General features: G+C 51.5%; 1 protein-coding gene. It reads right to left on the bottom strand.

Translation table 11 applies throughout. The annotated features are described in order from the left end of the window. Positions 1-201: 201 nt before the first annotated feature. Positions 202-412, bottom strand: a 211-nt coding sequence (locus ADA55_RS30375) for a hypothetical protein (RefSeq protein WP_226990432.1), incomplete at its 5' end; no start/stop codon positions are given.

The following is a 412-nucleotide window of genomic DNA, read 5'->3' on the forward strand; positions in this document are numbered from 1 at the left end:
GCTTTTCCCGCAGGAGTCTCGTACCTTACGTTCCAATCACTGGAACTTTTCTTAAAGAAATATTGTAGGGAAACTGGCCCTTCTTCTCCAATTCGTCTTCAGTCCGGCGGTTCCATCAAAAGGAGTTCCGAATTGCTCTCGCCCCGAACCAAAATTTTAAAAGTAAACTAGATTATCCTTCATGGTTTTTTACAGTATTCCTTAAAGGATGGAAGAAATGTGCGACACCCCTGCCGAATAAATGGCAAGCCGAGACCCCAAAGGCGCTTGTGCCGAGGAGGCTTGGCAGGCAGTCGGCGGAAAGGGAGCGGATTTCTGAAAGGGGGTATGTGTAATGATTGCCACTCCAGGCACTCGCTTTTCGCGGGCGGTCGGGGAGCCTCCTCGGCTTGCGCCTGCGGGGTCTCCCCTA

Origin of the sequence: Bacillus sp. 220_BSPC (assembly GCF_001054655.1) — a bacterium.
Taxonomy (GTDB): domain Bacteria; phylum Bacillota; class Bacilli; order Bacillales; family DSM-1321; genus Peribacillus; species Peribacillus frigoritolerans.